General features: G+C 65.8%; 27 protein-coding genes. 16 read left to right on the forward strand and 11 right to left on the reverse strand.

Annotated elements, in window-relative coordinates; genetic code table 11:
• Nucleotides 1-27: 27 nt before the first annotated feature.
• The 11 genes from LHU95_RS12360 to LHU95_RS12410 form a co-directional block, all read right to left on the reverse strand.
• Nucleotides 28-945, reverse strand: coding sequence for a restriction endonuclease (locus LHU95_RS12360; protein ID WP_283094257.1), 918 nt, complete (start codon nt 943-945; stop codon nt 28-30).
• Nucleotides 932-3,994, reverse strand: a complete 3,063-nt coding sequence (locus LHU95_RS12365; protein WP_248707265.1) for a type I restriction endonuclease — start codon at nt 3,992-3,994, stop codon at nt 932-934. Before LHU95_RS12365 ends, LHU95_RS12360 begins: the two co-directional genes overlap by 14 nt.
• Nucleotides 3,991-4,689 (reverse strand): retron system putative HNH endonuclease, encoded by a 699-nt coding sequence (locus LHU95_RS12370; protein ID WP_248707266.1) that lies wholly within the window; start codon nt 4,687-4,689, stop codon nt 3,991-3,993. Before LHU95_RS12370 ends, LHU95_RS12365 begins: the two co-directional genes overlap by 4 nt.
• Complete coding sequence (locus LHU95_RS12375) at nt 4,673-5,953, reverse strand: AAA family ATPase (protein ID WP_248707267.1); 1,281 nt, start codon at nt 5,951-5,953, stop codon at nt 4,673-4,675. Before LHU95_RS12375 ends, LHU95_RS12370 begins: the two co-directional genes overlap by 17 nt.
• Entirely contained in the window at nt 5,950-7,224 is a 1,275-nt protein-coding gene (locus LHU95_RS12380; protein ID WP_248707268.1) for a restriction endonuclease subunit S, read from the reverse strand. The genes LHU95_RS12375 and LHU95_RS12380 overlap by 4 nt, the downstream gene beginning before the upstream one ends.
• Nucleotides 7,221-9,224 carry a class I SAM-dependent DNA methyltransferase gene (locus tag LHU95_RS12385; RefSeq protein ID WP_248707269.1) on the reverse strand — a complete coding sequence of 668 codons (2,004 nt, stop codon included), beginning with the start codon at nt 9,222-9,224 and terminating at the stop codon, nt 7,221-7,223. The genes LHU95_RS12380 and LHU95_RS12385 overlap by 4 nt, the downstream gene beginning before the upstream one ends.
• A 48-nt stretch (nt 9,225-9,272) precedes the next feature.
• Nucleotides 9,273-9,467 (reverse strand): type II toxin-antitoxin system Phd/YefM family antitoxin, encoded by a 195-nt coding sequence (locus LHU95_RS12390; protein ID WP_248707270.1) that lies wholly within the window; start codon nt 9,465-9,467, stop codon nt 9,273-9,275.
• A gap of 149 nt (nt 9,468-9,616) precedes the next feature.
• Nucleotides 9,617-10,132, reverse strand: a complete 516-nt coding sequence (locus LHU95_RS12395; RefSeq protein WP_248707271.1) for a hypothetical protein — start codon at nt 10,130-10,132, stop codon at nt 9,617-9,619.
• A 167-nt stretch (nt 10,133-10,299) separates the two neighbouring features.
• Nucleotides 10,300-10,686, reverse strand: coding sequence for a hypothetical protein (locus LHU95_RS12400; RefSeq protein ID WP_248707272.1), 387 nt, complete (start codon nt 10,684-10,686; stop codon nt 10,300-10,302).
• Nucleotides 10,683-12,032 (reverse strand): recombinase family protein, encoded by a 1,350-nt coding sequence (locus LHU95_RS12405; RefSeq protein WP_248707273.1) that lies wholly within the window; start codon nt 12,030-12,032, stop codon nt 10,683-10,685. The genes LHU95_RS12400 and LHU95_RS12405 overlap by 4 nt, the downstream gene beginning before the upstream one ends.
• Nucleotides 12,029-12,535: a DUF2924 domain-containing protein gene (locus LHU95_RS12410; protein ID WP_248707274.1), complete on the reverse strand. Its 507-nt coding sequence runs from the start codon at nt 12,533-12,535 to the stop codon at nt 12,029-12,031. Before LHU95_RS12410 ends, LHU95_RS12405 begins: the two co-directional genes overlap by 4 nt.
• 487 nt (nt 12,536-13,022) lie before the next feature.
• On the opposite strand from LHU95_RS12410, the gene LHU95_RS12415 reads away from it, so the two are divergent.
• The 16 genes from LHU95_RS12415 to LHU95_RS12485 all read left to right on the forward strand — a co-directional run bounded on the left by LHU95_RS12415 (nt 13,023) and on the right by LHU95_RS12485 (nt 23,329).
• The gene (locus LHU95_RS12415) at nt 13,023-13,349 is read left to right on the forward strand and encodes a helix-turn-helix transcriptional regulator (RefSeq protein WP_248707275.1); all 327 of its coding nucleotides are present in this window, start codon (nt 13,023-13,025) and stop codon (nt 13,347-13,349) included.
• Nucleotides 13,350-13,359: 10 nt separating this feature from the next.
• Nucleotides 13,360-14,082, forward strand: coding sequence for an ImmA/IrrE family metallo-endopeptidase (locus tag LHU95_RS12420; protein WP_248707276.1), 723 nt, complete (start codon nt 13,360-13,362; stop codon nt 14,080-14,082).
• A gap of 117 nt (nt 14,083-14,199) precedes the next feature.
• Complete coding sequence (locus LHU95_RS12425; protein ID WP_248707277.1) at nt 14,200-15,366, forward strand: hypothetical protein; 1,167 nt, start codon at nt 14,200-14,202, stop codon at nt 15,364-15,366.
• Nucleotides 15,359-16,294: a hypothetical protein gene (locus LHU95_RS12430; RefSeq protein WP_248707278.1), complete on the forward strand. Its 936-nt coding sequence runs from the start codon at nt 15,359-15,361 to the stop codon at nt 16,292-16,294. Before LHU95_RS12425 ends, LHU95_RS12430 begins: the two co-directional genes overlap by 8 nt.
• 102 nt (nt 16,295-16,396) lie before the next feature.
• A complete protein-coding gene (locus LHU95_RS12435) occupies nt 16,397-16,627 on the forward strand; it encodes a helix-turn-helix domain-containing protein (protein WP_248707279.1) in 231 nt (76 codons plus the stop codon).
• Nucleotides 16,627-17,346 carry a hypothetical protein gene (locus LHU95_RS12440; RefSeq protein ID WP_248707280.1) on the forward strand — a complete coding sequence of 240 codons (720 nt, stop codon included), beginning with the start codon at nt 16,627-16,629 and terminating at the stop codon, nt 17,344-17,346. Before LHU95_RS12435 ends, LHU95_RS12440 begins: the two co-directional genes overlap by 1 nt.
• A complete protein-coding gene (locus tag LHU95_RS12445; RefSeq protein WP_248707281.1) occupies nt 17,330-17,800 on the forward strand; it encodes a hypothetical protein in 471 nt (156 codons plus the stop codon). The genes LHU95_RS12440 and LHU95_RS12445 overlap by 17 nt, the downstream gene beginning before the upstream one ends.
• An 8-nt stretch (nt 17,801-17,808) precedes the next feature.
• A complete protein-coding gene (locus tag LHU95_RS12450; protein ID WP_248707282.1) occupies nt 17,809-18,234 on the forward strand; it encodes a hypothetical protein in 426 nt (141 codons plus the stop codon).
• Nucleotides 18,231-18,359 carry a hypothetical protein gene (locus LHU95_RS23380; protein WP_283094258.1) on the forward strand — a complete coding sequence of 43 codons (129 nt, stop codon included), beginning with the start codon at nt 18,231-18,233 and terminating at the stop codon, nt 18,357-18,359. Before LHU95_RS12450 ends, LHU95_RS23380 begins: the two co-directional genes overlap by 4 nt.
• An 86-nt stretch (nt 18,360-18,445) precedes the next feature.
• On the forward strand, nt 18,446-18,922 hold the full coding sequence (locus LHU95_RS12455) for a hypothetical protein (protein WP_248707283.1): 477 nt from the start codon (nt 18,446-18,448) through the stop codon (nt 18,920-18,922).
• Nucleotides 18,922-19,110: a hypothetical protein gene (locus LHU95_RS12460; protein WP_248707284.1), complete on the forward strand. Its 189-nt coding sequence runs from the start codon at nt 18,922-18,924 to the stop codon at nt 19,108-19,110. Before LHU95_RS12455 ends, LHU95_RS12460 begins: the two co-directional genes overlap by 1 nt.
• On the forward strand, nt 19,110-19,901 hold the full coding sequence (locus LHU95_RS12465) for an ATP-binding protein (protein ID WP_248707285.1): 792 nt from the start codon (nt 19,110-19,112) through the stop codon (nt 19,899-19,901). The genes LHU95_RS12460 and LHU95_RS12465 overlap by 1 nt, the downstream gene beginning before the upstream one ends.
• 3 nt (nt 19,902-19,904) lie before the next feature.
• Nucleotides 19,905-20,444 carry a DUF669 domain-containing protein gene (locus LHU95_RS12470; RefSeq protein WP_248707286.1) on the forward strand — a complete coding sequence of 180 codons (540 nt, stop codon included), beginning with the start codon at nt 19,905-19,907 and terminating at the stop codon, nt 20,442-20,444.
• Nucleotides 20,445-20,502: 58 nt separating this feature from the next.
• Nucleotides 20,503-21,456, forward strand: coding sequence for a PD-(D/E)XK nuclease family protein (locus LHU95_RS12475; protein ID WP_248707287.1), 954 nt, complete (start codon nt 20,503-20,505; stop codon nt 21,454-21,456).
• Nucleotides 21,453-21,749 (forward strand): hypothetical protein, encoded by a 297-nt coding sequence (locus tag LHU95_RS12480; RefSeq protein WP_248707288.1) that lies wholly within the window; start codon nt 21,453-21,455, stop codon nt 21,747-21,749. Before LHU95_RS12475 ends, LHU95_RS12480 begins: the two co-directional genes overlap by 4 nt.
• The gene (locus LHU95_RS12485) at nt 21,746-23,329 is read left to right on the forward strand and encodes a DEAD/DEAH box helicase (protein ID WP_248707289.1); all 1,584 of its coding nucleotides are present in this window, start codon (nt 21,746-21,748) and stop codon (nt 23,327-23,329) included. Before LHU95_RS12480 ends, LHU95_RS12485 begins: the two co-directional genes overlap by 4 nt.
• The last annotated feature ends 97 nt before the right edge of the window (nt 23,330-23,426 follow it).

Here is a 23,426-nt window from a genome sequence, read left to right on the forward strand (position 1 = left end):
CACTTTGGTACGGCCCGGTCGGGCGGATCACTCCTCCTCCGAGAAAAAATCCTCGTCCAGGCGTTTAAACTCAACGGTGCGGCTGATCCGCACCCCGACACCGTGCTCGACCATCAGTTCGGTCAAGCGCTTCCCGTTGATCAGCACCACGCGCTGCGGGATCCGCGATGCGAAGTCGATGGCCTGGGCCGAGAACGCGGAGGTCGTCACGAAGACGCCTTTCGAGGCGCCGAGGCCGACGAGGCTGCCGGTAAACGCCTGGATCTCGGGCCGCCCGATGGTGCTGCCAGGCGCGTGCCGCTTGGCCTGCACATAGACCCGATCGAGGCCGAGGACGTCCTCATTGATCACGCCATCGACGCCGCCGTCACCGGACTTGCCGAGCTGCTCCGCGGCATTCAGACGTGATCCGCCGTAGCCCATGGCCACCAGAAGTTCGACGATCAGCTGCTCAAAGAAGGCTGGGCTATTCTGGAGGATGCGCCCCAGGAGCTCATCGCGTAGAGCCGCCTGAAGAGCCTTGTGGGCAGCGTCAACGACTTCCTCGGGCGTTGCGACCGATGGTTCAACTTCCAGGCCCCCATCGGCGGCGCCGGTCGCCTCCTCGCCGCGGTAGAAGTCGCGGAAGGCTGGGATCGCCAGGAGGTACTTCGTATTGAGTTCTGGCGGCGGGCTGGCGAGCACCTTCCTACCCGCATCGGTAATCACGAAGCGGCCCCGCTTTGGGCTTTCGAGCAATCCTGCCTTGGTCAGATAAAACTTGGCCCAGTGCAGCCGGTTGTGGAGCACACGCTGCTTCCCGCTGGGTAGCATCTGCTCGCGCTCGTCGTCGGTGAGCCCCAAGCGTACGGCAATCTCGTTGGCGGCCAAAGGAACCGACGACTCGCCCGTCGCCGCGACCTCCAAGACAGGTAGCATGAGGGATTGGTAATCAGGGATTGGCATCTTCTGCCTCGACGCGCCCAGACTCCGCCGCGCTGCTCGACCGGAGCTTCCGATAAGCTTCAGACGAAAGCCATCCCGTCACGATTTTCTGGAATGATTTATCGTTCATGAACTTTGCAAAAATCTCTTCATTTTGGTCCATGCGTTCGACGAACAGCGCCTCAAGCAAATTCTTGAAAACAAGCTCGAATTTGTCACCTGGATTGACTGCTGCCGCCTGCTTCAAGGCCGCATCGGAGATCGCCGCTTCGACGATCTGATCAAAGAATAGCTGATCCGCCTGATTGAAGTCGGTTCCGAACCTATCGTTCACAACGTCAATCAAGCGAGAAAGCGGTACGGCATCCTCGCGCGCGACGCCGCTTCCGACCTCGGACGGGCCATCAAGTCGCTCGGCCTGGCCTTCGCCCAGGCTGATGGACCCTTCGCTGATCTTCTGAAGTCGATAATACTCCAGGCGCACATTGTCATCGAACTGGTATGACGGCCCAGTGCCGCGTTTCGGCAGCTTGGTCGCGAGGTGCCGCAGAAACACATACAGCTGCTCGAGATCCGTGTCCTGATAGGGGATAATCTGGCTGAGGAAGCCATAAAGGCTGCAGAAGGCCATCAGCTTGCCGCGCCACAACTCGGTCTCGTCGGGCTTCTCCTGCTGAAGCTCTTTGAAACGGGCCACACACGGATCAAGCGCCGCATTCATCAACTGATGATCGTTCGCGCTTTGGCGCTGGCGCGGCTTGAAATAGACGACGCTGAAACGTTCAATGTCGGCAGCCAAATAGATCCCGTCGGCGTCGAGTTCGCTCTTGATCTCATACATTCGTGCAGGGTCGACGTCCTCGCCAACCTCCGCACCCTCAAAGTAGGTCTTGAACGCCTCGCGGACTTCATCGCGTTCGTTGACAAAGTCGAGGACGAAGGTGTCCTCCTTCAGCGGGTGGATACGATTCAAGCGGGACAGGGTTTGAACTGCCTGGATGCCGGCAAGCCGCCGGTCGACATACATCGTGTGAAGCAAGGGCTGATCGAAGCCCGTCTGGTATTTCTCGGCGACGAGCAGCACCTGATATTCCTGAGTGTTGAAAACCTCCGGCAGTTCCTTCTCGCGGACGCCGAGGTTCATCCCTTCCTCGGTGTAGGTGACGTCCTTCACCTTGTCGTCCGTGACGACGCCAGAGAAGGCCACTAGCGACTTGATGGCATAGCCCTTCTCTTTGATGTAGCGGTCGAAGCTCTGCTTGTACCTGACCGCTTCGAGGCGCGAACCCGTCACCACCATCGCCTTAGCCCGGCCACCGATCTTGTGCTGGGTCGCGGCGTGGAAATGCTCGACCATTACCTCGGTCTTCTGGCCGATATTGTGCGGATGTAGCTTGAGGAAGCGCGCCAGCGCGCGTGCCGCCTTCTTCCGCTCGACGTTCGGATCGTCCTCGCTCGCCTTCAAGAGCCGGAAGTAAGTGGCGTAGGTCGTGTAGTTCTTCAGCACATCGAGGATAAAGCCTTCCTCGATCGCCTGCCGCATCGTGTAGCGATGCGCTGGCTTGTCGTCGCGTCCGAACACCTTGAAGGTCTTGTGCTTCGGCGTCGCGGTGAAGGCGAAGAAGCTCAGATTCGCCTGCCGCCCACGCTTTGCCATTGAGCGGTAGAGCTCTTCGACATCCTCTTCGTCGTTCTCGACCATATACTTCTCGGCCTCGTCGCGAAGGCGCTGGCCGCCGAGAACCTCCTTCAAGTCGGTAGCCGTTTCGCCGCCCTGCGAGCTATGCGCCTCGTCGATGATCACCGCGCAGCGGCGTGCCTTCAGCACTCCACCATCGGTCTCGCCGCGCGCTTCCGCCATCTTGGCGAGCTGGCGTGAGACGAAGGGGAACTTCTGCAATGTGGTGATGATAATCGGCACGGCGCTTTCGAGCGCTTCGGCAAGCTGACGCGAACTCTCGTCGATCTTCTGCACGACGCCGTGCTTGTGCTCGAACTGGTAGATCGTGTCCTGCAACTGCTTGTCCAGCACCACGCGATCCGTGATCACGATCACGCTATCAAAGACGCGGATGTTCTTGTCGTCGTGCAGCGATGCGAGCCGGTGCGTGAGCCAGCCGATGGTGTTGCTCTTGCCGCTGCCTGCCGAATGCTCGATCAGATAATTTTGGCCCACACCCTCGCTCTGCGCTTGGTCCACCAGCGAGCGAACCGCTTCGAGCTGATGGTAACGCGGAAAGATCATCGTCTCCTTCTTGATCTTCCGGCCCTGATCGTCGCGCTTCTCTTCGACCTGGAGGTGAATGAAGCGCGCTAGGAGATCGAGCAGGCTGTCCCGCTGCAGCACCTCCTCCCAGAGGTAAGCCGTGCGATAGCTTCGTCCCATCGGATCGGGCGCATTGCCCGCGCCACCGTTGTTGCCCTTGTTGAAGGGCAGGAAGTGGGTGGCTGGCCCCGAGAGGCGTGTGGTCATGAACACGGTGTCGGTATCGGCCGCGAAGTGGACCAGCATGCGACGCTTGAACTCGAAGATCGGCTCGCGCGGGTCGCGGTCAGACCGGTATTGGCGCAAGGCGTGGTCTACGGTCTGTCCCGTCATCGGATTTTTGAGTTCGACCGAGGCAATCGGGATGCCGTTAACACTTAGCGCCACATCCAGCGACTTCTCAGACGCCTTCGAGAAATGCAGCTGCCGGGTAATGCCAACGCGGTTGGCCGCGTAGCGCGCCTCAAGCTCAGGGTTGAGCCCATGCGCGGCCTTGAAGAACGCGACACGCAGGGTCTTGCCGTAGCACTTGAAGCCGTGCCGCAACGTGGCGAGCGAGCCCTCCCGATCCATCCATTTGGTAAGATCGGTCAGAATCTGCGCGCCGGTTTTTTCCCCGTGTAGCGCTTCCAGCGCCCTCCATTCCTTGGGCTGGGTGACACGGATGAAGTCGAGCACCGACTCGGGGAAGATCGCCCGGTCGCGGTCAAACCCCGTCGCCGGCTCGGGCACGAAGCCATTCGCTAGAAGAGTGGCCTCAATGACACTCTCGAAAGCGCCCTCGGAATGGCGGGCGTGGTTCATGGCTGGCCTCTTGCCTTCCGTATCTTCTCGATTCGCCTGATGTGCCGTTCGAGTGCCTGAACCAAGGCGAAGGAATACGGCTCAAGTATCCCCGCCTGCTGCTCAGCTCTATGCAGAGTGCGGAGCCGTTTGCGCGCGTCGGCGATCCCAATCGAGGCAGGGCCTCGTCCGCGAATTTGAAGCGTTGCGTCGATGGCGGCCTTTCGCAGTCGAACGAGCGCGTCGGCATTTAGCCCGAGGCGTGCAATCGTCTCGGTGGCGGCGGTATCGGTCGCACTGGCTGGCTCGACTTCGCCGTTCAACTTGAAAGAAAACCGTGCGGCGCAACCTCCCGAGAGCGGCGAGACAAAGAGGTGCTCTTGGGCGTTTGCTGGCCAGTCAGCCTTCTTATGCGCGCCATAGGGAAGCTGTGGAGTGTTCGGCGCCGGGACGCCCGCTACAAGGTTTCGGTAATCGACATCTTCCCCATTCTCGCAGTGCGCTTGAGGGCGAAGGTGTTCGATGTGGCAGCTATCCGGGTCGATGCGGCGTCCGGTGTATGCACAAAGGCCGCGCTGCTCCGCCACGAGCGCGGCTCTCAACGCCAGGCGATGATCTGCGGACAGAGATGCGTAGCGATAGGTTGGCAGCGCGCGGTTCTCGGCCTTCCAGGCGATCAGCGCTGCCGGCTCGGCGCCTTTACTGATTTGTCGCATCGCCGAGCGCCTCAAGGTTATTGATGGCTGCCTCGAGGCCGGCGACGGTCGGATCGTCGCCGTGAATGAGTCTTCGTAACTCAGCGAGGTTGATGCGTGCCTTACCAAGCTCACCTTCATCCAGCGCCGCTTCCACTGCCGCGATCGCTCGGCGCACCGGCTCGGCGCGCGACGCGGTGCCCATGATCAGTTCGAGCACCGCGTTGGCATCAAGCCCATAGGCTTGGCCACATCGTCTTGGAACGATGCGGCCCTCTTCCGCCTGCAACAGGATCAGCCGCTCCGGCTGCGCCTCGCCGATGATCTGCGGCGAGTGGGTGGTGGCGATGAACTGGCAGTTCGGAAAAGTGCTCGTTAAAAGTGGCAGAACTTGCCGTTGCCAGAGAGGGTGCATGTGCATGTCGAGCTCGTCGATGAGCACGACCGCTGCGCCCTCCTGGACGGGATCGCGAAGGCCGGGATTGGCCTGCGATAGACGTTGGGCAAGATCGAGCACGAGAGCGAGCATGCTGCGTTCGCCATCCGACAGCTGCCGCACGTCGAGAGGAACACCGCGCTTTGTCACGAGCAGGCGGTGGTGCTCGTCAGCCTTTTCAGCCCGGAGATCCTCGCAGTCAGGCAAGAACCGCTGCGCGGCGGCGCGGAATGCGTTCAAGTGGTCGTCGGCGCGTCGAAGCTCTGCGGAGAGACGTTCCTGCGCCAGCATCCACTCCGCCAGGTAGGCGAGCCGTAGGGGGCGAGACGCGAGCGCATCAGCGAAGGCCGTGGCCTGGCCGCCGCGGGATCGACCGAACTTGACTTGCTCGTCTGATATCATCGAGCGGCGAGTGGCAAAATAGACCGCGATGGGTTGGACTCTCGCGGACTTCAGCCGCTCCGCATGCTTGCCGAAGTCGGGCTTCAAGATCTCACGGTCTGGCGTTCCCACCGTCTGCTTGCGGACGACCCCCTCTTCGCCCGGCACGTGCTGGTCGCGCTGCTTGTGCAGAAGCCACTGATGTGTGCTGCCGTTCACGACGAAGTTGAGATCGACCGTGAGCGCCGGATCGCCAATGCGGACATCATCGCGCGCGAAAGTGTCAGGCCTGCTTCTGCTTGCGGTAAACTGTGGAAGGATGCGTGAGAGGCCGACGCGCAGCGCCTCGAGAATCGTGGTCTTGCCGACACCGTTGACGCCAACCAGCAACGTGAGGGTCGGATCGAACTCGAGTTGCGCCTGATCGAAAGCGCGAAGCCCGGCAACGCTAAGCCGCGTGATTTTCATGCCGCCTCCGGAATCTCGATCTGGCCGGTGACGGCGGCGGCGATTAGCGCGCCGCGGCGTTCCTGCAGGAGCGCGATGGAGTGCTCGGTGGCAGCGCGGAGGCGGTCGATCTTGGCGGTTTCAATGGCGATGTGACAGACGATATCGTGTTGTTCGACGAGTGGCGGCAGGGGAACCTCGAAACGGCCAAGCGCCTCGGTTTCAAGCTTCTTCGTGCCATGCGCCGAAGAATCGGCGAGGGAAACCAGATAGTCCTTGGCGCCCTTCAAGACGTCCACGAGGAACGCAGGCGCAATCTTCTCGGCGCAACGCAGGGCCTTCATGTCCTGATTGATCGTGACCGGAACCGTGTTGATGGCCGTTGGAAAGCTGTGCGCGAGGATCATGCCGCGCACGACGATAAGGATAGCTTCGGGCTCGATCATCTTGAGCGCGCTGTTGTCGAGCGCAGCCTCGGAAACGTGGTCTTCCGCATCGTCGATGAAATCGCGCTTCATATCCTTGGGCGATACCCATGGAATGGGTCCGTTCCAATAATGGAGATTGCGGGTATCGGGTGTCGCGCCACCGCTGAACGAAACAAGGAAGCGCAGCGGGATGGCCTCCCAATGCGCGGGGATGTCGCCGAGCCAGTCGATGCCGGAGGGGCGCAAGGGGGCGACGGGGTTCAGCCCGCGCATGATCGCCTCGGCGACAATAGCCCGCCGCTTCTCGGCCAGCAGTTCGAGCCACGCAACCTTCGTGGAGATCAACGTGTCGATGACGCCAATTTCCGTATCAAGATACCGGCTAATTTGCCTTTGTTCGGAGACAGGTGGGACCGCAACAATGTAATCTCGGACAAAATCTTCAGGGACTCGCTTCTGTCCTGCGGCGCCGGTCATTTGCGTCTCACCGAGAATGCGGAACGCGGGATTAGCCGTGATGTAGTAAAGGTATTTTCCGTCAAGGCTGGCACTGGGCCGGAGAACGTATAGTTCCGTAGTGCCTAAGCCTAAACCGGTCGCTGTGGAATTTATTAGCGCCCCTTTTCCATTCTCAAAGCACGGCGTGATCTTTGCAACCACCACATCCCCGTCAAAAAACAGGGTGTAGCCAGTCGATGCCTCATCGAACTTGATTACCCGCGATGTATCGAGTTCGCCTTGCTCGCCGATCGCTTCCATTGGCAAGAAGGTCACTTCGCTGGCTTCTTCTATAAGGCGACGGCCTTCGGCGGGGATTGATTTGTTGAGTAGGAAACGCAGTCGCTTCTTTGGCCAGCGGCTCATTCCGTCACCTCCCGCAGCAGCCGGAGGATTTCGTCTTCCGCCTTCTTCAAATCCGCATCGATCTCGGCCAGCTTGCGCGGCGGGGTGAACGTATAAAAATGCCGGTTGAAGTTGATCTCGTAACCGACCTTGTCCTTGGCCCTGTCCATCCAGGCATCCGGCACGTGGGGCAGCACCTCGCGCTTGAAATAGGCATCGATATCCTCCTTCAGCGGCACGTTCTCGAAATCGCGCAGGTCGGCATCGGCCTCGAAGCTGGTCCCCTTCTTTACGGCCGCGCCCTGCGGGTCCTTCACTGTGAAGACCGTGCGGAACAGCTTTTCTTCGGGAGCCTTCCAGCGTGAGCCAAGCTTCTTAAGGAGCTTCTCGATGTTGGACCAGACGGCGTTCCAGTCGAGTTGCGGCGCGCGGCCGAGCGCTTTGTCGATGGCTTGAATATCGTCGAGCAGGTGCGGCGCGGCATCGAGGAAGCGCGACTTGTCCTCCACGCTCATCTGGTAGCGCAGCCTCAGGGGGCGTTCGACCGTGACGCGGGTATAGCCGAAGTCTTCATTGTCGAAGAGCTTGGACTTCTCGTTCGCCTCGAACTGGCCATAGAGCCGGACAATCTCGGCGACTTGGTCCGGCTCGTCGGCGCGGTCGTCACCCTCCAGCGCCTTGCCTTCGCCGATCTTGCGGCGCTTGTCGCCCTGGCTACGGCGCATGGGGATCCACGTCTCGCGCGCATCGACGAGCTGGATTTTACCCTTGCGCTCCTTCGCCTTCCGGTTGGTGACGAGCCAGATATAGGTGCCGATGCCGGTGTTGTAGAACATCTGCTCCGGCAGGGCGACGATGGCTTCCAACCAGTCGTTCTCAATGATCCAGCGACGGATCTCGCTCTCGCCGCCGCCCGCACCGCCGGTGAAGAGCGGCGAGCCCGAGAACACGATGGCCGCACGGGAGCCGTATTTCTGCGCCTTCGGGTCAACCTTCTCGAACTTGGCGATCATGTGCTGAAGGAACAGCAGCGAGCCGTCATTGACGCGCGGCAGGCCGGCACCGAAGCGGCCTTTGAACCCCAGCTTCTCGCTCTCGCGCTGGATTTCCTTCTGCTGCTTCTTCCAGTCGACGCCAAAGGGCGGGTTGGCAATGAAATAATCGAACTGCTGTCCCTCGAACCGGTCCTCGGTGAAGGTGTCGCCGAACTGGATGTTCTCGCCGCCGCCATTGTGGTCGACCTGCTTAATGAGCATGTCGGAGGCGGCGGTGGCGAAGGCGCGCTTGTTGTAGTCCTGGCCGTAGACGTAGAGCTTCGCCGCCGCGTTGTGTCGACGCATGTAGGATTGTGCTTCGGCGAGCATGCCCCCCGTGCCGCAGGCCGGATCGAGCATGGTCCGGACGGTGCCAGGCTGGCGCAGCAGGTCGCTGTCCTCGATGAACAGCAGATCAACCATCAGGTGGATGACTTCGCGTGGCGTGAAGTGATCCCCCGCCGTCTCATTCGCGAGCTCATTGAAACGCCGAATCAGGTTTTCGAAGATGAGCCCCATCTGCTCGTTCGGCACCAGACGCGGATGCAGATCGACGTCGCTGAACGCCTTGATGACGAGGTAGAGGATATTGGCCTCGCGCATGCGCTCGATTTCATTGCCGAATTCGAAGTATTCGAAGATGCGGCGCACATTGGCCGAGAAGCCGTTGATATAGCTCGTCAGGTGGCTGTGGATGTTGTCGGGGTCGCCCTTGAGCTTCTGGAAGTCGAGCGGCGACCGGTTATGGAAGCGATGGCCGGAGGCCTTGTTCAAGATGCGGTCAAGCGCATCGTCCTCCAGCCTGCCGCCCTTGCGGCGCTCGAACTCTGCCAGGACTGGCGGCTTGGTATCCGCCAGCACGCAATCGAAGCGGCGGAGCACGACAAGCGGCAGCATCACGCGCTCATACTGCGGCGGCCGATAAGGGCCACGCAGGAGGTCGGCAATCTGCCAGATCAGGTTCGCGAGATCGGAATGGCTGGCCATGCTACGCCGCCTTCCGGGTGCTGATTGCTGCCGCTCGTCTCATCGTCGTCACGCCTTCGCCCCTTTGCCCATGGCGGGCTTGGTCCCGGAGCGTTGCTTTTCCGTTTTCCCCGACAGGCGCTCGTACTCCTCGACCGCCATGACGATCACGACAGATCGGCCGTACTTCTCGATCGCGACCGGCTCCGCGCGCGCCAGATCGATTAGCTTCCCGAAGCCGTTCTTGGCGTCCCGTGCTGACATGCGTTGCAAAAGGTAAGCCTCCGAGATGGAGCTATTCTAGCCACCTTCAACGCTTTGGATAGACGGCCCAGGCGGCGAAATTGAGTTCGCGACCTGCCCGCACCCACCCCAAGCCATCAGAACGGATCCAAGAGCGCACCTTGGATAGCTCAGGTCGACCGGGCCTTCCGCGGCGTCATCTTCACCCGGCGCGGCGGCGGGCCTGGAAGCTCGAGCGCGGAGACACGTCGCCCGCGTGCGTCAGATTCGTCCAGCGTACGCTGCACCTGTTGAGTGAAGTGGACGACGCTTTTCGAGGTCGGCGGAACTGGCGCGCGGACGGTGAAGCTGACGTTGTGGACCTCCATCCAGAGCGTCACCCGAACCTCACCGTCCTTCCAAGCCAACTCGGTCTGCCTGCATCCGTAGCGGGTTGCGATCTCGTGGTAAGGCGCGCAGGCACGGCGCCATCTCTCTTCGGATCGACCCTTCAGCCAACCGCGTGCGGCGAGGCCGAGGAGGCCCAGGCCTATAAGGCCGCTGAAACCGGCGCCCGAGCCACCTCCGTAGCCGCCACGCCCTCCACCGCCTCTTCCACCGCGGCCGCGCGCCATTGCCGGCGAGGCCGCGAGCGCGGCCAAGCCACCGAGCGCCAGCGCGCGGCGGGATCGGCTGTAGTGGTCCATATCAGTATCAATACGAAGCAGCTGCCCGTGAGCGCAAGGACGGCGTCAGGGTGCAGGCCCATCTGCAATGCGAACATGCCCGCGCGGATCGTTTAGGCATGCAAGCCGCCGCCTACAGGGCCTGCACCCGCCGTTCGCGCTCGGAGGCCGCGCTCGCGACCGCTGGCTCAGCCAGCTTGTGCGCCGCGCTGCCTCTCCCACTCCACCGGAAACGGCTCCATCAGCCCCGGCAGCGTAATTGTCTCCGGCTGCCGCCCGTCCAGGATCGCCTCGACGATGTCGGGGGCCAGCAGCGTCAGCCGCAGAAGGCGCGAGACGTATGAGGAGTTGATCTTCTCGGCAGCCGCTAGCTCGTCGATCGTGCTGTAGCGGCCTGCCTCCATCATCCGTCGCCACCGGAATGCTCGAGCCAATGCCTTTACTAGCGTCGTGTCTGCAGCCGAGGAGCCCCAGCTCGCGGTGCTCGTCGGCGTCAGGACCAGCTTCCGCCCTCCTCGCTGCTTCCGGACCGCTAGCGGCACCCGCACGGTCAGCATCTGTGCGGCGCCGGTCATGCTGCCACCCTCGCCGGTTCGGCTTGCGCAACGAGGTCCCGCGCCAGGCTCGCCAGCCCCTCGAGCTTCAGCCGCACGTCAGCGCCGCCCGCCCCTATGTCCACTCGGTCGACCAGGAGGCGGATGATCCGCGCCTGCTCCGCGGGGAACAGTTCCTCCCACAGCGGCTCCAGCCGCTCCAGCGCCAACCGCGCCTCGTCCTCCGTCATGTCCGGCGCCGAGGCCCGTGCCGCGCGCCAGGCCCCAAGCACCACCTCCGGCTGGCGCAGCAGCCCCCGAACCTGCGCGATGACCGCGCCCTCGATCTCCGCGGCGGAAATGCGCGAGATGGCCGGCCCGTCCGCGGCGCTGCCCTTCAGCACGGACTGGCTAACATAGTAGCGGTACTGCTGGCCGCGGCGCCCCCGCGCGTGAGTGGGCGACATGGCGCGGCCGTCGCTGCCGAAGATCAGCCCCCGCAGCAGCGAGGGTGTCTGGCAGCGCGTGCGATTGGCGCGGGTCCGCGGGCTGATCGTCAGGAGGGCATGCGCCGCGTCCCACATCGCCTGGGGCACGATGGCGGCATGCTCGCCTGGGTGGGAATTGCCCTTGTGCATGGCCTCACCGAGGTAGGTGCGGTTGCTCAGCACGCGATAGACATCGCTCTTGCTAAAGGCGCGGCCCCGCTTCGTGGTGGCGCCGTCGGCGCGCAGTGCCTGGACCAGCTTCGTGCCGGATTCCGTCTCGACGAAACCCTCGAAGATCCGGCGCACCAGTGCCGCCTCCGCCTCGTTCACCAGCAGCTTGCGGTCCTTGGCGTCGTAGCCGAGTGGCACGAAGCCCCCCATCCAGATTCCGCGCGCCCGTGACGCCGCCACCTTGTCGCGGATGCGCTCGCCGATGACCTCCCGTTCGAACTGCGCGAAGCTGAGGAGGATGTTCAGCGTCAGCCGGCCCATGCTGGTGGTCGTGTTGAAGGACTGCGTGACCGACACGAAGGTCACGCTGTTCGCGTCGAACACCTCGACCAGCTTGGCGAAATCCATCAGCGCGCGCGACAGCCGGTCGATCTTGTAGACCACCACCACGTCGATGAGGCCGCGCTCGATGGCCGCCAGCATGCGCCGCAGCGCCGGCCGTTCCAGGGTGCCGCCGGACACACCGCCATCGTCGTAGCGGTCCGGCACCAGCACCCAGCCCTCCGACCGTTGGCTGGTGATATAGGCCTCACACGCCTCGCGCTGAGCGTCGAGCGAGTTGAACTCCATGTCGAGCCCTTCCTCGCTCGACTTGCGCGTGTACACGGCGGCGCGGATTTTTCGCATCGTCGCCGGCATCACGACGTCGGCGGCTGGCTTGCGCTTCATGCCGCGGCCCTCCGGTTCTTCAGGCCGAAGAACAGCCAGCCATTCCAGCGCGTGCCGGTGATGGCGCGGGCGATGGAGGAGAGCGACTGGTAGGGGCGCCCCTGATACTCGAACCCGTCGTGCAGCACGGTCACGCTGTGCTCGACGCCCTGGTACTCGCGGATCAGCCGCGTGCCGGTGATCGGCTTGTCGTCGCCGCGGATGCGCCGCAGGACGGGGTTCCCGCCATCCAGCTGTTCACCCAGGGCCTCGAGGCGCTGGATGGTCTCGGGCTTCAGGCCGCCATAGGCCAGTTCCTGGATCCGGTAGGCCAGGCGGCTCTCCAGGAAGCGCCGGTTGTAGGGCGGCGGCTCGGCCGCGAAGAGCTCCCGCCACTGCTGCTTCAGGTCGGGTGTGGCGGCGGTCTTCAACGCGGCCAGCCGGCCCAGCACATCGGCTGGCGGGATGGCGGGGATGGTCGGCGCCGGCGGGGTGCCGGCTTTGGATTTGGTGGCGCGTGTCATGCGGGTCTCCGGTTGGTCCGGTTCGCATCCACGCGCTGGGGTGCCGGGCAGTGTAGGCCACGCTCTCCCTGGTCAGCAGCCTCGCGCGCAGCTTTCTCGGCAGCGCGGCTGCGCAGCCGCAGCAGGCCGGCGGCAAGGATGCTGCAGACCTCACGGAGGTGCGGCGGAAGGTGGGGATTGGCGGGGTTCGGTGGCATGGCTGGGAGGCAAGATCGTGTCGCCCAACCGAGAAGAACAGCGAAAACAATCTCTTAGAGAAGGCCCGCGGGAACAAAAGCACCGCTGCGAAATCCTGCGTAGGGCTTCGCCAGGCCGACTTTTCGTGCAACGCCGGTCGCGGCGCCGCGAATCGGTGCCGGCGCAGGGTCCCATCGCGGAAGCTAAATCATTAGCCACGTCCAACTTCGCGGCTTGACGTAGGACTTAGCAGCCGACTACGCCACTCCGCTAAGTGCCACAGGCAAGGATTTCGCCGGATGCAAGGGCGATGACGACCCCGACCACCACCCTGGGACAGGCCATCATTGCCGCCCGGAAGAAGCAGGGGATCAGCCAGAAGGACCTGGCCGCCGCTGTCCAGAAGGAGGACGGCACGGGATCGATATCGCCGCAATACCTCAACGACATCGAGCACGACCGCCGCAGCCCGACCTCCGACCAGCTGATCAGAGAATTCGCCCGGGCCTTATCCGTGGACGCGGATGATCTGTTCGTCCTGGCCGGCAAGATCCCCGAGGATCTCCGCGCCGCCGCGACAGATTCGGCGACCAGGGTCCGGGCGTTCAAGGCGTTCCGGAAAGCCCTCTCGAAATAGGATTGCATGCGTGTCGAGCTGGTCGATCGATAAATCGGGGCGCTTTCCGCAGAGGCTCTTCCTGCGTGCAGCAGAGATCGACCGTGATTGCGAGCGGCTGGTCACGGCCTTCCTGCAGCAGCGCCACGGCAATGTAAGCTTCCCGATCTCCACCGACGACCTCACGGTACTGGTCGACCAGCACAGCAGCAGTCTCGACCTGTATGCCGACCTCTCCGACGAGGGCGACGACGTCGAGGGGATGACGTGCTTCCTGCCAGACGAACCGCCGCAGGTCCTGATCTCCATTCAGCTGACCGAGCAAGCCAATCGGCAGAATCGGCTGCGCACCACGCTGGCCCATGAACTGGGCCACGCCTTCTACCACCGGGCTGTCTTTGATCAGCTTTTCGCCGCGCCGCCGCACATGTTCGAGGCGGCGCGCGCGGAGCCGCGGACAGTCTGCAAGCGCGACAGCATGATGGGGATCAGCGAGTTCGATTGGCTGGAATGGCAGGCCGGCTATTTCAGCGGCGCCATCCTGATGCCGGCCCAACAGGTGCGTCGGGCAGTTGGGGACCTCCTCCGGGACCGGGGGATCCATGGCGCTGCCGTCATCGGCACGCCGCCGGCCGCCGAGGCGGAGCGGCACACCATGGCCAGCTTCCAGGTCTCGGCCGAGGCGGCGCAGGTTCGGTTGCGGAAACTCGGTCTCTTGGCCGATTCGGCCGGGCCTCCCACGCTCTTCGGCTGACCCGACACGACTACGCTGCTGTGCGTATCTTTTCGCTTGTGCCCGCACACTGATTCTTGATACGTCGATTAGCGGAGCGCCGGATTGGCTGGCGTGGCCGTAATCGAAAGACCCCCCGTGCCGACAATCCCGGATTTCATCCGGAGCACGCCTCCGGCGTCGCTCCGCTCCTATTTCTCGTTCATTCAGGCCGAGATGCCGCCCGATGTGGTGTGGGAGGGTGCGGCCAACGTCGTCGTGCCACCCTTGCTTCGGGCGGTGGATGCCATGCACGACGCCGAGCGGCTGCGCGTCATGAACGACGCCGACCGCGTCGGCGCCATGACCGACGAAGCCGGCCAGGCCGCGCTCTACTCGATTACCAATGCTGCCGACATTCTGGACTCCCTGGAGAACGGGCATGCCCGGGCGCTGTGGATGTTCCTCAAGGACCCCGCCGGCTTCGGTCACGCGGAGGAAGTCCGCTATGCCGATGACCGCCGCTACGGCCGCATGTGGGACGGCTTCGAATGCCTGCCCGGCCTGACGGTGCCCCGTGACGGTGATCCCTACGCGGCCTTCAAGGCGGCCATCGCGACGCACTTCGACACGAAGCATGTCGAGGTGGAGATCTGCGATAGGTCCCGCCCCTCGCTCGACGGGGAGCATGCGGCGCTGATCCAGGTCGCCATCTACCGCGAAGGCCGCGCCGGTGATCGGCGCGCCTTCGTCGACGGCAAGCTCGACCGGCTTCCCTTCCGCCCGGTGGTCGAGGCGGCCATCACCTATGAGCCCGCCTCCGGCACCATCGAGGTGGTGGCGCAGGCACGGGAGACCCGCGAGGACCTGGTGCGACTGTTCGCCGAGCACATGCTGGGCGCGCCGTTCGACGGCGACCGCATCCCCATCCGCCAGTATTCACTGGACCACCTGCTGCAGCCCTTCGACTTTCCGACTGATGTTGAGGACAACATCGAATCCGTGAAGGTCAGCCTTCTGCGGTTGATGCCCTACGAGACGCAGGGCGAGCGCGTGACGCTGGAATGCATGCGTGGTGCGGAGCGCAGCATCTGGCAGATGGCGGAGGCGCGCTTTGGCGACAACGATCCGCTGGCCGGCGGCTTCAAGGTCACGCAGGCCCGCTTCACCATCAAGTTCCACGCGACGCCGGGGGTGCGCGGTGGTCGCACGCTGCCAGTCACCATCTCGATGCCGAAGGGTTGCGATTTGAAGGACCGCACCGACCGCGAGCGCCTGGTCGGTGAGAAGTACCTGAAGCGCTGGCGGATGCTGCGGGATGTCTGACGAACCGCCCCGGCTCTCCGCCGAGGCTGTCGCGCTGCTCCTCGAGGTGCTGGACCTGGAGGAGCCCTTCCTGAACGGGGCCGTGGCGGAGATGTCGCCCGGCCCCGTTGGCATGTTGCGCGCAGGCGGGCTGCTGGTGCCCCACGGTCACGAGACCGTCTCGGCATCGCTCGCGGATCACGACGACGCGCCGGTGACGCTGATTCGATCCGAGAAGGCGGGCGGGTTTGCCTATTTCAGCCCGTCCGGCGGTCTGGTCGCGGTGCCGGCCGCGCGACTGGCCCGGCATCGCGTCGAAATCACGAACACCCTTGCCGCGATCGGAGCCGATCTGGCGCTTCCATCCGCGCGCACGCCACGGCCATTGATCGATGGACTGCTCTGGGAGATGGGCGATGCCCGCCTCGGCAAGCGTCCGGCGCGCGTCCAGACATGGTTCGCGCGCCGAATGTGGCAGGCCGCTGTGCGGGCCCAGGTCGCAGCTGCACTGCAGGCACGGCCCTATCCGCGGGACGTGATCATCTTGTGCACCAGTCGCGCCGCCCGTCTTCGGGGGGTGTCACTACCTGGCACGATCCTGGTGCCGATCCGCGACGTGCTGGCCGCGGAGGATGGCCTGGCCGTGAGCGGCGAGATCCTGGACGCTCGCATGCGTGGTGTCGCAGTGGCGGCCGCCTCGGGCCCCCTGGACCTCACGCCGGATGGAACACGCCTGCGCATCCACGGCGGCGAACCAATCGTGTTCAGGTCGGACGACCACATCGAGGCAATCCGCAAGCTGGTCGACGCCTTCCATGCCGGCAGGCGCGTGCCGATCCGCGAGCTCACTGACCATGGGACGCTGCATCGACACTTTGGTGGCGTGAAGTGGAAGCTCCTGAAGCCCTACATCACCTCGGTGAAAGGCGCCTGGGGCTTCGACCTGTAGGCCGATTTCTCCCTTTTCTTCTCCCTAACCCCACCTCCTTCTTCTCCCTGTCCTGAAGCGATCTTCCCCGCGGTTGTTCGAACCAGCGCGAGGGAAGCACCGATGACAGTGAAGCATCTGACGCAGACGGAGGTGGCGCGCCGCTGGTGCCTCAGCCCCCGCACGTTGGAGCGCTGGCGCTGGCTGGGCCAGGGGCCCGCCTTCCTGAAGCTGGGCGGCCGCGTCGCCTATCGCCTCGAGGACATTGAGGCCTTCGAGGCGGCGCAGACGCGCGACGCCACCAGCATCCCGCAGCCGTCCCATGCCGGCGTGCCGGCCGCGGTGACCGCCTGATGCCCGCGCTGGTCCGCTACGAGCAGGCCCGCACCGCGCTGGCCGAATGCGCTCGCATCGATGAGGCCTCGGAGATCCGCGACAAGGCTTCGGCGCTCGCCGCCTATGCCCGCCAACGCGACGACCGCGACCTCGAGGTCTGGGTGCGCGAGATCCACCTGCGCGCCTGCGTGCGCATCGGCGAACTGAGCCGGGAGCTGGAACGCGCTGACCATGGCGGCTCAGGCGGTGGCTCGAAGTTCCCAGCGGTGGGAACTTCGAAGGCCCAGGCCCTGGCGGATGCGGGCATCTCCACCAGTACCGCCCACCGCTACGAGGAGCTGGCTGGCGGCCGCGAGGAGCAGGCCCAGGCCGCGGGGCGCGCCGCGATGGAGGCCTACTTCGCGCAGTCCCGCGCCGACGGCGCGCCGCCGACCATGACCGGGCTGCGCGGAGCCGTGCGCGATGCGGTGCACGCCACCCTCGGCCCGCCGCCGCCCCGCACGAAGCGTACGTCCCCGCCGCCCGAGCCGCCGAAGGTCACCCCCATCGGCGCCGACTGGGCGGATTGGACGGCCGCCGTCCTCACCGTGGCGACCCTGCCCACCGACTTCGCGTCGCTCGCCGGCCGCAGCCCGCGCGCCCTGCTCGCCGATCTGCGCGGCGAGGCGCGCGAGGCTCTGCAGCGGCTGCCGCTCTGGATCAACGCCCTGGAGAATGAACATGACCACACCGCATGACCGCATGCGGACGCTGATCCGCGAAGCCCGTATCAGCGTCCAACACCGCGGCAACGTTCCCGCCATCGTGGGCGAGATCGTCCGCAGCGCATCCGAGACCATCCGCCAGGATGATCAGCTGTTCGCCGTGGTGCTCTCGACCGCGCTGAACAAGCTCATCCGCGACGACCTCAAGCGCAGCGCCGAGAGCGCTGACCACGCTGAGGGCCTGCGCGCCGAGCAGATGGAGATGTTCCCGCAGGATGCGCGGGCGACCGTCGAGCAGATCGGCCGCGGCGAGGTCTTCGTCCCCAGCCGCAACGCCTTCGTGCCGCTGCTGCCGAGCCACCTCCTGCCGCAGGAGATCGACGAGGCCGGCGAGTACCTCATCCACCATGGTGGCGACTGCATCCGCCGTGGGGGGCTGCTGCGCCGCCTCGGGCGGATCATGCAGACCCACCGGCAGGCGGCGTGAGACCGGCCATGGGCAAATCCTCCCGCGACAAGGGCCTGCGCCGCGAGCGCGCCATCGTCGACATCCACATGAAGTGCGGCCTCAGGGCCGAGCGCGTGCCGCTCTCTGGCGCCGTCCGGTACCGCGGCAACGGCGCCGACGTCGATCTCTATGTCCGCGGCGCCGAGCCGGTAAAGGCAGAGGTCAAGGCCCGCGGCGAAGGCGACGGCTTTAAGACGCTGGAGCGGTGGCTCGGCGGCAACGACGCGCTTTTCCTTTGGCGCGATCGCGCCACGCCGATGGTGGTCCTGCCGCTTCACGTCTGGATCGAGATCGCGCGCCGCAGCGTGCGCTGCACGGAGCCGGATGCCGATCGAGAACGCGCCCGCCGCGCGCGCCAGGCCGAGGAAGGTCCGCTGCCGTCGCCCGACGCCATCGCCGAGGTGACGCCGTGAGCCCGCGCACCGCCCGCCGCGTGCACGCCATCGGTGAAGCCCTCCGCAACCTTGCCGGCGGCGTGCTGCTCGCCGGCGGCTTCATCGCGCTCCTCTGGCTCGCCGAGTTGGCGACCATCCCATGAGTGCCACCCCCATGCCGATGCCCGCGCCCGCCCGGCCGCCTGCATCGCCCATCCAGCCGGGTACCTCCTCGTTGAACGGGACCACCATGACCAACCGAACCACTCTGGCGCAGCTGCGCGAGATGGACGCCGCGCAGGCCGCCCGCCTGCCCGCCGATCATCTGGCGATGCTGCTGGAAGAGGTCGCGGCGGTGAAGGCCGACGCCAAGCACCTCGCCGACCTACTGCACGACGCGCTGCATGCCCGCTACGGCGGTCCCGCCGCCGCGGCCCGTCGCGCCGAGGGCAAGGACACCGGCCGTGTCCGCGTCGCGGATGACGCCTTCGAGGTCGTCGCCGACCTCCCGAAGAAGGCGGCGTGGGACCAGCCGAAGCTGGCCGCGGCGGTCGCCACCATCGTGGCGTGGGGCGAGGACCCCGCGGACTACGTCAGCACCGAGATCCGCGTGCCGGAAAGCCGCTTCACGGCCTGGCCGCCGCGCATCCGTGCGGTCTTCGAGCCGGCGCGCACCGTCGCCACCGGCCGCCCCTCCTACACCCTCGAACAGAAGGACGCCGCGTGATGGCGCACGAGCTCCGCATCCAGGTCGTCATCCCGCTGCAGGGCGATGCCGTTGCCCGCGCGAAGGACGTCGCGGCCTTCGAGCCGACGCTCGACAGCTTCACTGAAGTCGTCGCGCGCGCCGGGGGCGAAATCAAGGTCGACGTCATCAAGGCCAAGCCGCGCGCCGCGAAGCAGGAGGCCAAGTGATGGCGATCTCCCTCGCATCCCTGCGGCGTGGCGGCGACGCGCGCCCGCCGCGGCTGCTCACCTATGGCGTGGCCGGCGTCGGCAAGACGCTCTTCGCGACCTCGGCGCCGCGGCCGGTGGTGGTGCAGACCGAGGACGGGCTGGGCACGATCAGTGCCGCCACCTTCGGCGTGCTGCGCAGCTTCGACGCGGTGATGGAGGCGCTCGGCAGCCTCTACACCGAGCCGCACGACTTCGAGACGCTGGTGGTGGACAGCCTCGACTGGCTGGAGCCGCTGGTCTGGCAGCACACGGCGCAGACTCACAACCAGCCGGGCATCGAGTCCTTCGGCTACGGCAAGGGCTACCTCGCCGCGCTCGACACCTGGCGCAGCTTCCTCGACGGCGTGAACGCGCTGCGCGACGAGCGCGGCATGGGCGTGATCCTGATCGCGCATGCCGAGATCCGGCGCTTCGATAGCCCTGAGACGGAACCGTACGACCGGTACCAGCCCAAGCTGCACCGCAGTGCTTCGGCGCTGGTGCAGGAGCACGTCGATGCCGTCCTCTTCGCGAACTATCGCGTCAGCACGCTGAAGTCGGACGTCGGCTTCAACAAGAAGGTGGTCCGCGGCGTCAGCGGCGGTGATCGCCTGCTGCACACCGCCGAGCGGCCGGCCTTCCTCGCGAAGAACCGCTTCGGCTTGGCCGAGACGCTGCCGCTGTCCTGGCCCGAGCTCGCCGCCGGCATCCCCTTCTACGCGACGCCGCCCAGCGCCGCCCCCGCCTCCACAACCGAAGCCCGGAGCTGACCCATGGCATCCCTCAATGGAACCTTTGACGCGACCGAGGTCGCCCCCGCCGTCCCGCTGGAGGTGCTGCCGCCCGGCAAATACCTCGCGCATCTGATCGAGAGCGAGATGCTGCCGACCAAGGCCGGCGACGGGCAGCTGCTCAAGCTGGTGTTTGAGGTGCTGGAAGGCGCCTCGGCCCGCCGCAAGATCTTCGACCAGCTGAATCTGGTGAACCGCAACGAGCAGACGGTTGAGATTGCGCAGCGCACGCTGTCGGCCATCTGCCACGCGGTCGGCCAGGTGCATGTCAGCGACAGCGAGCAGCTGCACTTCAAGCCGCTGATCGTGACGCTGAAGGTCGAGCCGGCCGGCCCCGACAAATACGGCGTGCACCGCGAGGCGCGAAACAAGGTGGCTGGCTACTCGGCGGCAAACGTCGGCGCGGCCACCGGCACCGCCCCGCGCCCTAACAGCCCGGGTCCCCGCCCGGCCGCCGCGGCACCACCGCCGGCCGCCCGCACCGGCGCCGCGGCGACCCCGCCCTGGCGCCGCAATGCCTGATCATCTGCCGGCAGGCCGCCTGCCTGCCGGCCTCCCTTTCTCGAACCAGGATAAGGTCATGGCCGCCCTTCCTCCGCCCGCATGTCCCACCGTCACCGCCATCTACGCGGCCTATGAGACGGCAGCGGATAGCGGCTATCGCGCGCATCTCGGCGCCTCGCTGATCGGCACCGAATGCGAGCGCGCCATCTGGTATTCCTTCCGGTGGGCCACGCGCGCCCGGCATGCTGGCCGGCTGCTGCGGCTGTTCGATACTGGCAATCTGGCCGAGGCCCGGTTCGTCGCCGACCTGCGCCGCATCGGCGTCACCGTCCTGGACCTGGATCCCGCGACGGGGCGCCAGTGGAACCTGCGCGATGCCTCCGGCCACTTCGGCGGCAGCATGGACTCGGTGGCGATCGGTCTGCCCGAGGCGCCGACCACCTGGCACGTCTGCGAATTCAAGACCCACAGCGCCAAGTCCTTCGCCAAGCTGAAGGCCGAGGGCGTCGCCGCCTCCAAGCCGCTGCATTGGGCGCAGATGCAGGCCTACATGCATCTCGCCGGCCTCGATCGCGCCTTCTACCTGGCGGTCTGCAAGGACACGGACGAGCTCTACCAGGAGCGCATCCGCCACGATGCCGAGGCGGGGCTGCGTATCCTGGCCAAGGCCGAGCGCATCATCGGTGCCGCCCGGCCGCCCGCCCGCATCAGCCAGGATCCCGCCTGGTGGCAGTGCCGCTTCTGCGACCACCATGCCGTCTGCCATGCCGGCGCGGCACCGGAGCGTCATTGCCGATCCTGCCTGCATGCCTCGCCCGCCCCGGGTGGTATCTGGCATTGCGCCCGGCACGCGGCCCCGCTGGACCGGCGCGACCAGGAGGCCGGTTGCGCGGCGCATCTCTATCTGCCCGACCTCGTGGCCGCGGAGCAGATCGACGCCGGGGAGGATTGGGTCAGCTATCGGCTGCCGGATGGCACCGTATGGCGTGACGGCGTGCCCGCCGACGGCGCGATGGGAGTGGCGGCATGAACCCGGTGCTCCACGCCATCGAGCGCAAGGCCGTCTGCGGCACCTGTGTCTTCTGGCAGCTCGCCACCAGCCGGTCGGACGATGGCTATCAGGACGAGGGCCTGTGCCGCCGGCGCGCACCCTCGGCCATCCCGTCCACCAGCATCTGCAGCGACGGCCAGGACATGGGCGGCGAGCAGGGCCTGCTCACCGCCTGGCCGCGCACCTTCAGCGAAAGCGATTGGTGCGGCGAGTGGAAGGTCCGCGGCGAATACGCGGGACGGAACCGGCCCGGGGAGGAGGCATCCGCATGACCCTCTCCCTCCGCCCTTATCAGCGCGCCGCCATCGAGGCGCTCTACGACTATTTCTCGGCCAGCAGCGGCAATCCGCTGGTCGTGATGCCGACCGGCACCGGCAAGAGCCTGTGCATCGCCGGCTTCACGCGCGAGGCGATCGCCGCCTATGGCGACACCCGCGTGCTGATCCTCACCCACGTGAAGGAGCTGATCCAGCAGAACTTCATGGCCATGCTGCGCGCCTGGCCGGAGGCGCCGGCCGGCATCTACTCGGCCGGGCTGTCCCGCCGCGACATCCACGCGCAGATCCTGTTCGCCGGCATCCAGTCGATCCACCGCCACGCCCGGCAAGTGCAGCGCTGCGACCTGGTGCTGATCGACGAGGCCCATCTGCTCGGCCGCGGCGACAGCGGCATGTACCGCTCCTTCCTCGCCCAGCTGAACGAGATCAACGCGGGCCTGCTGAAGGTCGTGGGCTTCACGGCCACGCCCTATCGCCTGGACAGCGGCATGCTGCACGAGGGCAAGGACCGGCTCTTCACCGACATCGCCTTCCAGGTCCCGGTGCTGGAGATGATCCAGCAGGGTTACCTGTGCCCGGTCGTCCCCAAGCAGACCTCGACGCAGCTCGATGTCGGCGGCGTCGGCACCCGCGGTGGCGAATTCATCGCCAAGGACCTCGAGGCGGCGGTGGACCGCGACGAGGTCACGCGCGCCGCGGTGGCCGAGATCGTCCAGCACGGCGCTGGCCGCGGCTCTTGGCTGGTGTTCTGCTCCGGCGTGGCGCACGCCCGACACGTCCGGGACGCCATCCGCGAGCACGGCGTCTCCGCCGAGACCGTGACGGGCGACACGCCGGGCCCGGAGCGCGATGGCATCCTGGCCGCCTTCAAGGCGGGGCGGCTGCGCTGCGTCACCAACGCGAATGTCCTGACCACCGGCTTCGACGCACCGGGGACCGACCTGATCGCGCTCCTGCGCCCCACGAAGAGCGTCGGCCTCTATGTCCAGATGGTCGGCCGCGGCACGCGCCTGGCGGAGGGCAAGGACGATTGCCTGGTGCTGGACTTCGCCGGCAACACGGCGCGGCACGGGCCGATCGACATGGTCGATGGCCGGAAGAAGGAACCTGCCGGCGATGGCGAGGCGCCGATCAAGGTGTGCCCCGAGTGCCAGACCATCAACCACGCCAGCGCGCGGCACTGCATCGAGTGTGATCACGAGTTCCCGCCGCCCGTGGTGAAGGTCGCACCGCAGGCGGCGTCGAACGCGCTGCTCTCGACGCAGATCCAGGCGGCTTGGTGCGACGTGACCGGCATCACCTACGCGCGCCACGACAAGCCCGGGAAGCCCGCCTCGCTGCGCGTCACCTATGAATGCGGCCTCGCGCGGCACAGCGAGTGGGTCTGCTTCGAGCATACCGGCTTCCCGCGGGACAAGGCGGTGGGCTGGTGGCGGCGGCGTGCCGGCAATCTCCCGCCCCCTGCGACCGTCGATGCGGCGCTGGAGCAGCTAGACCAGCTGCGGCGGCCCATCGCGATTCAGGTGCGGCCGGCTGGCCAATACACCGAGATCGCCGCCGCGAGGTTCGTGTGAGATGCGCAGCCTGTCGCCTCCGCACCGCCCGCGGCTTTGGTTGGTTCGATCCGCGCGTGCGGACCAGCGAGCCGCTGCCCGCCTGCTCCATGCGCTG

This window comes from Sediminicoccus sp. KRV36, from assembly GCF_023243115.1.
GTDB lineage: Bacteria > Pseudomonadota > Alphaproteobacteria > Acetobacterales > Acetobacteraceae > Roseococcus.